This is a genomic window from Acinetobacter sp. YH12136 (assembly GCF_013418545.1).
GTDB lineage: Bacteria > Pseudomonadota > Gammaproteobacteria > Pseudomonadales > Moraxellaceae > Acinetobacter > Acinetobacter towneri.
Window position 1 is genome coordinate 1 of record NZ_VPBV01000051.1, and the last position, 7,366, is coordinate 7,366.

The 7,366-nt window shown below is 41.3% G+C and carries 8 protein-coding genes and 2 pseudogenes; 1 reads left to right on the forward strand and 9 read right to left on the reverse strand.

The window, feature by feature from the left end:
* Positions 1-140: transposase (locus FTU71_RS14110; protein WP_151760684.1), on the reverse strand; the 140-nt coding region annotated here is incomplete at its 3' end.
* 88 nt (positions 141-228) lie between these two features.
* On the opposite strand from FTU71_RS14110, the gene FTU71_RS14115 reads away from it, so the two are divergent.
* Positions 229-654, forward strand: coding sequence for a DUF3887 domain-containing protein (locus tag FTU71_RS14115; protein WP_179990115.1), 426 nt, complete (start codon positions 229-231; stop codon positions 652-654).
* Positions 655-681: 27 nt separating this feature from the next.
* Here the strand turns inward: FTU71_RS14115 and FTU71_RS14120 are convergent, their stop codons facing one another.
* From FTU71_RS14120 to tnpA, 8 genes and pseudogenes are all read right to left on the reverse strand, one after another.
* Positions 682-1,782, reverse strand: coding sequence for an ABC transporter permease (locus FTU71_RS14120; protein ID WP_096901141.1), 1,101 nt, complete (start codon positions 1,780-1,782; stop codon positions 682-684).
* Positions 1,779-2,909, reverse strand: coding sequence for an ABC transporter permease (locus tag FTU71_RS14125; protein WP_004971855.1), 1,131 nt, complete (start codon positions 2,907-2,909; stop codon positions 1,779-1,781). The genes FTU71_RS14120 and FTU71_RS14125 overlap by 4 nt, the downstream gene beginning before the upstream one ends.
* Entirely contained in the window at positions 2,909-4,039 is a 1,131-nt protein-coding gene (locus FTU71_RS14130; RefSeq protein ID WP_005252470.1) for an HlyD family secretion protein, read from the reverse strand. The genes FTU71_RS14125 and FTU71_RS14130 overlap by 1 nt, the downstream gene beginning before the upstream one ends.
* An 11-nt stretch (positions 4,040-4,050) precedes the next feature.
* Positions 4,051-5,532 carry a TolC family protein gene (locus tag FTU71_RS14135; RefSeq protein WP_004971852.1) on the reverse strand — a complete coding sequence of 494 codons (1,482 nt, stop codon included), beginning with the start codon at positions 5,530-5,532 and terminating at the stop codon, positions 4,051-4,053.
* A gap of 123 nt (positions 5,533-5,655) precedes the next feature.
* Positions 5,656-5,946, reverse strand: coding sequence for a hypothetical protein (locus FTU71_RS14140; RefSeq protein ID WP_180112116.1), 291 nt, complete (start codon positions 5,944-5,946; stop codon positions 5,656-5,658).
* A pseudogene (locus FTU71_RS14145) lies at positions 5,928-6,743 on the reverse strand (IS5 family transposase). The gene FTU71_RS14140 and the pseudogene FTU71_RS14145 overlap by 19 nt, the downstream one beginning before the upstream one ends.
* The gene (locus tag FTU71_RS14150) at positions 6,733-7,047 is read right to left on the reverse strand and encodes a hypothetical protein (RefSeq protein ID WP_035310653.1); all 315 of its coding nucleotides are present in this window, start codon (positions 7,045-7,047) and stop codon (positions 6,733-6,735) included. The pseudogene FTU71_RS14145 and the gene FTU71_RS14150 overlap by 11 nt, the downstream one beginning before the upstream one ends.
* Positions 7,048-7,054: 7 nt before the next feature.
* Positions 7,055-7,327, reverse strand: a pseudogene (tnpA, locus tag FTU71_RS14155) (IS200/IS605 family transposase); the annotation flags it as partial.
* Positions 7,328-7,366 lie beyond the last annotated feature (39 nt).

Genomic DNA, 7,366 nt, shown 5'->3' on the forward strand with positions numbered 1-7,366 from the left:
AATCCATGTTGCAAAGCGACTGAAGCAATTGAAACGTCCGGTGCTTTACAAGCCTGAACGATCTGCTGTTTAAATTCAGCACTGTATGTTCTTCGTTTTTTCGCAAGAGATGCGATGGATGTCTGATGATTTGTAGTCATAAATTTAAGTCCCCACTTGTTTCTAAGTGGGGACTAAATTAAGGCTTATAGGATGAATTCAGAAGGTGTGTTCAGCGGACGCTTACCGATGAAAACCAAATTAATGTTGTTGGCAGCAGCGGTTGCATTGAGTGGCTGTAATTCAATGGACAATATTCCAGATCCGAGTCCTGAACAGGAAAAGGCGGCACAGCTAGCCTATGAGGATTTGCGTGATGGGAAGTATGACGAGTTTTTGGATCAGTTAGAGCCGCAGTTGCAAACCCAGTTTAAGGACAATGAAAAGCTGATGAAACGCTTTTCACGTTCAATTCCTCAAGGTGAATACAAGTCTAAGACTTTAATGACCAAAGAGATTGAAGAAGCAACCGATCAGCTTGGGCAATATAAGGTCAGCTATGAAATTGCCTATCCAGAAAATCTGGTTCAGTATGATGTTAGTTTTGACAAGCCGAATGGTAGCAACAAGATTCATAATTTCAATATTCAAGTCTTTGGCGAATCGGGTAAATAAGTGGAATAGGAGCATTGCTATAATGCTCTATCTGCTTTGATGACCAGAAATTAAACGTCGATAAGCCAAAAAAAAGCACAAGCTACCGATCATTCCAAGATAGAGCAATTTAGGCAAGATCAGTGTTGTAGGCACACCCATCTGATTGAGTTGAATAAACATCTGCACAATTTGGGTAGAGGGCAGGATTTCGCCAACGACTTGCATCCAGGTGGGCATGGCAGCATGCGGCCAGGCCGCACCAGATAAAAAGAACAGTGGAATAGAAGTGAATACAATGACATGCCCCGCACGTTCCGGCAGATCCAGAAAACTAGCAAATAAGCAGGTCATGCCAATTATCGTGTAGATAAAAACCGCAACAGCCAGCAGCATCCCGAGCAGGTTGCCACCGCGCGGATAATCAAATAGCCAGAAGCTAAAGCCGAATAAATAGAAACATCCCAGACAACCAATGGTGAAGACCGCTAAACACATCCCAATCAATGCATTTGTGTTTAATTCTATTTTTCTTTCCCGATATACCAAAATCAGCATACTCAAACCCAAAAGAATGGTTTGGTGGATAATTAAAGGTGCAACCGCAGGAAAGACATAGCTGCCATAGCCGGACAGCGGATTAAATAAAGGAATTTGATGCACAGAAAGGGCAGGTGAAAAATCCGAGACCTTGCCAAAGCGTTCAGTATAATCTGCCAAAGTTTGCTCAACTGATGTGGCTAAGCCCAGACCAATTTGTTTGGTTACTAAAAAGTTGGCTGTACTTAAATACAGGCCAATGCCACCTGTTTCACCATGCCTTAAGCTTTGCGATAAATTGTCCGGCAGAAGTAAAATACCATCGGCTTTTTGTGATTCCACCCATTGTTTGGCCTCGGAAAAATTGCCGGTAATCGCCTCAATCTCCACATTGGGGCTTTGTGCCACTTGACCAATAATACGGGTGCTTAAGTTACTTTGTTCTTCATCGACAATAATAATCGGTAAGGCTTCAGCCTGCTGTGCCTGATAAGCGGTTGGATAAAAAAAGCTGTAAAACAAGACGGATAGAATAAGCGTGGTAAAGATCGTGCCGTGACTGACAATATCCTTAAAGCTTTGCAGATAGTAAAACCAGAGGGATTTCATTGGACTGCTCCTTTAACTATTTTTTTAAGAAACAGATAAGCCAGCAGAGCGTAAACTAGGGCATAGATCAGCAGCATGAATCCAGCTTGCAGTGAAATATGCAATGGACTACCAATCACCCATTGTTCAGTTTGTAATTTGGCATAGGGCGTAAACGGAATAATATTGGACCAGAACTGGGTGAATAGGGGCGCATTATTTAAAGGTAAAGTCACACCGGCAAAACTTAAAGATGAACCACCATAGACCGCAATGATGCCAAAAGATTTACTTAAATCTTTGGTTGCCAGAACCACTGCACTGCTTAAAAATGCATAAGCGCTATATAGCAGAAATTGTGCCGATAGAATCAGAGCGAGCGAGCCGGCAACAAACCAGCCGCGAATTTCAATCAGCCAGAACATCCAGATCCAGGTCCATAGACTAAAAATAGCCACATAGATCAGGTTCTTAGACAGCAATGCCATCCAGATGGATGAGTTGCTAATCCAGCTTGTTAAGGTCTGCCGCTTCAGTTCCTGACCGACGGAAAATGCCACACAACAACACAGCAGTAAATGCAGAATTGCCGGAATGACATAGGGTTCCAGATAGAATTCATAATTCAGCTGCGGATTATACAGCGGAGATATTTTAATATGCGGTGACGGTGCTTCGAGAGAGGGGAGTCGGTTGCCCAGATATTGCTGTCCGCTAAATTCAGCGAGTGCTTGTAGGGTACTGACCAGCATGGCCGAGGAAATGGTATTTCCAATACTGAAATAACTCTGGTTAAAAGCAATACTGATGTCAGCATCCTGGGCACGAACCAGACGTTGCTCGGCACCGCTTGGAATATGGATATAACCCCAAATTTTATTTTGATTTAACAGGCGCTCAATTTCAGCTGTTTGTTCCGACACCGTAGCAATTTTAAGAGTATGATTCAGCGCCACATGTTGATAAATGCTTTGACTCAGCGCACTCTGGTCTTGATCAATAATCGCAATCGGTAAATGATCCGATTTCCCTTGAGCAAACATGCTGCTGAATAAAATAATCACCAGTGCAGGTGCCAGCGTGACCAGACACAGATCCCATTTTTCGCTGAGCAGATAGCGCAGTTCGCGCCATATACCCGTCCACATTATCGGGTCTCTTTCAGTTTAAATAACACGCTCATCCCGACTTTCAGTTCAGAAATTGCTGGTGTGGGTACAAGATGCAGCTTAAAACTGCGCACATCATAACCGCCCGTTTGACGTGTGGTCTTAATGGTGGCAAATTCACCTTCAGCACTGATCTGTCTAATTTGAAAAGTGGCGGTTTTATCTAGGGCGGGAATATAACCTTCAATACTGCTCATTTTCTGAAATGGGGCATATTGGTCTTCACGAATATTCAGGCTCACCCACATTTGATCTTCAATCAGGCTGACCACAGGGACTGCGGTGGCTACCAGCTCCGAGACTTTGCCATAGGTTTTAGACACCGTTCCGTTTACAGGTGCTACTAATTGGGTTTCTGCTTCTAAAGCATTGGCTTCATCCAGCGCAGCCTGGGCAATATCTACTTGTGCATCGGCAGAACTCTTTTGCTGCGAGGTGCTGCCACGTTTGGCACGTGCGTATTGCTGATACGCTGCTTCTGTCATTTGCGCCGCTGATTGACTGGCTGCATACAATTCATCACGGCGCTGGCGTGAAATCACACCTTCCTTCAATAAATTTGCACCACGCTCATAAGAAACTTTGGCTAAATTTTGCTGTGCTTTCAGCGATTGCCAGTTGGCATAGAGACTGGCGATATTTTCTTCCTGCGAGCCACGTTCAGCAGTCGATTGTAAGGCCAGCGCAGATTGTAAAGCCGCTGCGGCTTGCTGTTTTTTGGCCTGAATTTCCGGGCTGTTTAAGCGCACCAGTACATCGCCTTTTTTGACCCGCTGACCTTCTTCTACATAGATTTCTTCAATACGGCTTGGCACTTTGGTCGCCACCTGAACTGTTTCAGCTTCTACACGACCCTGCAATTCAAGCGGAGCTGGTTGGTAGCTTTTCCACAATCCAAAAGCGATGACTGCCAGCAGAACTGGAATCAGGGCGAGCAATAAATATTTTTTCTTTTTAGCGATTTCAGGAGCTTGTTGTTGCTCGGTCGAAGTCGTCGCGTTGTTTTCTATTTCAGTTTTTGTTTCTACCTGTTGCGCAGGCGATTTTTCTGTATCGCTGGATGAAGCCACTTCATTCACAGGATCATTGGGTTTTTGATCTTCGTTCATGTTCGGCTCCATTAGCGAATATAGTGGGTGTTGGCATGTTGAATGTAGGTTGGAAATTCTGCAATCGAGCCATGGCTTTGTAATAGTGTGGCCAGTGACATCACATATTTGTAAGCATTCAAGGCAGTTTCAGCTCGTAGTCCGCTCAGCATATTTTGTGCATCGATGACCTGTGTGGCGGTGCCCGTATCTTCTTTAAAAGACAATTCTTGGATGCGTAAATTTTCCTGTGCGGCTTTCAAGTTTTGTGCCAGAAGTACATCACTTTGCTGTGCACTAAGTGCTTCGCTATAAGATTTATAAATCAGATTTTCAATTTCCTGCTGGGTGCGTGCAGTAAGCAGTTCTGTTGCAGAGCGTTTGAGTTCGGCAGCCTGAATATTCTTGTTTTTATCGATCCCGGAAAACAGGTTATAGCGTGCGGCAACCCCGACAATCCAGTTTTCATTTTGATCCAGACTATATTCGCCAAAAGCAAATACATTTGGTTTTTTCGCTGCTTGCTGGGCTTTCACATTGGCTTGGGCCAATTGGGTATCCAGCTGCATTTTTTGAATCAGCGCAGAGTTCTGACTAAAAGTTTTTAGCAGATGATTTAAGGCCTGTGGCTCGGTTTTATTGACAAATAAAGGCGTCGAAAGCTCAGTGATGCTACTTTCCTGAAGCAGATTATTCAGCTGGAACAGCGCAGCATTCAAATTGGCCTGCGTATTTTGCTGGCTGCGCTCGGCATTATTACGTGCCACTTCAAATTGCATACGCTGGCCTTTACTGATAAAACCTTGCTGTTCCATTTTTAAGGCATTGCGATAATGCTGCTGCATGGCATTCAGATTAAACAGCGCAGCTGCATGCAATTGCTTTTGGAGCTGCACATTAAAATAACTTTGAATCAGTTCAAAACGCTGCGTATCTTGCTGCTGTTTGTTGCTGAGCTGACTACGACCGACCTGAATATTGGCAATTTCTTTGGCACTACGGGTGAGGCCTCCAGTATATATTGGCATAATCACGGAAACAGTGGGGCGAATCACCTGATCTTCAAGGATGACATTAGACGTATCCGGAATCAGACCAACTCCGCTATGAATAGTATTGTTAAGTCCATCACGCAGTGGATCGGTAATACCTGCAGGTAGATCCACGCCATTACTGGCCTCCCACTCATTAAGCCGGCCATTCACGCCTTGAGAGAGTGAATTCTCCAGATTATTTTTAAATTGCTTTAATGGAATATCGACTTCACTGTGAAAGGCATAGGCACGAACATTCAGGTCGACACGTGGCAGACCTACGCCTTTTACTGCTTCAGCTTCAAGTTTTGAAGCCTGTTCCAGACTTTGATAGGCTTGGCTGCTATAAGAATTTTGCAACAACTGACGTTCAGCATCCTGAAAGCTGATGCTCTGTGCATGAGCAAAGCTGCCATACATCATAGATGCAAGCAGATTTAAACCCCAGACAAGCTGTCTTTTATTTTTCTTTAAGTTCATAAAGTCGCTAAACTGATATAAAGCCGGTAATGTTATCCCGCTAGTATAAATCAAAGGTCCGCAGATAGAACTAGTGTAAAGTTATAGTATTGTTTCTTGTACATTTGTCTATAAAAAGCACGCTTATGCGTCCTCTAATCTTCTTTTTTTACCTTTTCTTTTTAAATAGCGTTTTTTAGCTACTTTTTCTCTATATTCTTTTAAAAGTCTTGGATTTTTTGCGATTAATTCATCCATATTGCTTTTTCCCCCCTCGAAATTCAGGATGTTGCTCTCGCATTTTTTTACATTCACTCTTTTCTCGCCAGATTTTAAAGAATAAATAAAGCTTGCTGAAGCATCTCTACGTAAAACTTCTTCTTTAAATAAAGGGGTGGCAATAGATCTTACGAAAGTTAATTTAAGAGCATCCAATTCACCATTCCAGCAATTAAATTCATTCTTAGACCAAATCGTTTCCGTCTATTTCTATGGCGTTCTGTTAATATCCGAAAATGTTTAAGTTTGCCGTTGATATGTTCAATTGTGATCCTACGCCGACTGATTTCTTGGTTGATCTGTTTTGCTATTTGGGGTAATGATAAATTATTAGGTTTCTTGATTGGAATGAGTAACTTACTCTTAATCTGATGAAATCCTTTATAGGCTAAATCTGCCATGATATAAGGATAAATAATCATCTCCCTCAAAAGCTTACGCACAATGTTCAGATCGTGTTTTCTGCCATCTTCAATCTGTATACACTTATAATTTGCTTTAATTGGGGGTTAAAAATGACCTGTGTTTTTAGCGTATGTTTCTTCTTTTCACCACTATAGAATTTTCTTTGTTTTTTTGGGACGCTCAATCTGTGACTCAGTAACATCAACGATTACATAATCCCCCTCATTAAACTTTTGATTCCTTTTCGGCAATGCGAAAATCCGTGATTGAATCAGAGCATTTTCAACTTTCTGAATCGTACGATTCACATTACTTTCAGCTAGGTTATAGTCGGCGGATAACTCAATTTGAGTTCTATAACAGCGTAAGTAATTTAAAGTTAACAACAATTGATCCTCTAAACACAACGAATGAGGTCTTCCAGATTTTTTCTTGGCAAGTTCAGCATGTTGTAACACTGATACCATTTTTAAGAATAATGGACGAGGAACTCCAACAAGTCGTTTAAATTCTTCATCATTAAATCTTGTTAAATTTTCATATTTCATGAGATGAGTATAAACAATTTTTTACTTTCGCAAGAGGTCTAATATTAGTGAAAAAATAATTAGTTTTATAGCTAATCATAGATTCCAAGATATTTTGAGGTAACAAAATTACAGGTCCAACAACTTTATTAGGCCCCCAAGGAGCGTGAGGAAGTGAAAATTTTGATTTTTTCCATTCGTTATCGATTGCACAAAAGAAATGAATAGCCTCTTTTGTTTCAGTCGTTTCTATACCTAATTTTTCACATTGTTCTAATGTATATTCTGCAAAATGTTTAAAGCAAATATTAGGGTTTGTTGACAATTCGTCTATTTCGCATTCTTCTACTTGTTACAGACTTTAAATTATTAACCAATTTGCTTAACTGTACCGTTGGTGGATACTGAATAAGCATGTGAACATGGTCGGATTCATCATTACATTCCTTTAATTCAGCATCAAAATCTTTACATATTTCAGTTGCACACTCATTGAAATATTTATGATGCAACTCAGCTAGTATTTTTTTTCGATATTTCGTTATAAAAACTAAATGAACATGAAGATTAAAGGCTGAATGTCGGTTTTTATATATCTCACTCATTGAAAAAATATACCTAAAATGTTAGAATCAGCACCATAT

Bases quoted from the DNA above. Each gene is read 5' to 3' on its own strand.
- FTU71_RS14115 (WP_179990115.1), top strand. From the start codon at position 229: ATGAAAACCAAATTAATGTTGTTGGCAGCAGCGGTTGCATTGAGTGGC.
- FTU71_RS14120 (WP_096901141.1), bottom strand. From the start codon at position 1,782: ATGAAATCCCTCTGGTTTTACTATCTGCAAAGCTTTAAGGATATTGTC.
- FTU71_RS14125 (WP_004971855.1), bottom strand. From the start codon at position 2,909: ATGTGGACGGGTATATGGCGCGAACTGCGCTATCTGCTCAGCGAAAAA.
- FTU71_RS14130 (WP_005252470.1), bottom strand. From the start codon at position 4,039: ATGAACGAAGATCAAAAACCCAATGATCCTGTGAATGAAGTGGCTTCA.
- FTU71_RS14135 (WP_004971852.1), bottom strand. From the start codon at position 5,532: ATGAACTTAAAGAAAAATAAAAGACAGCTTGTCTGGGGTTTAAATCTG.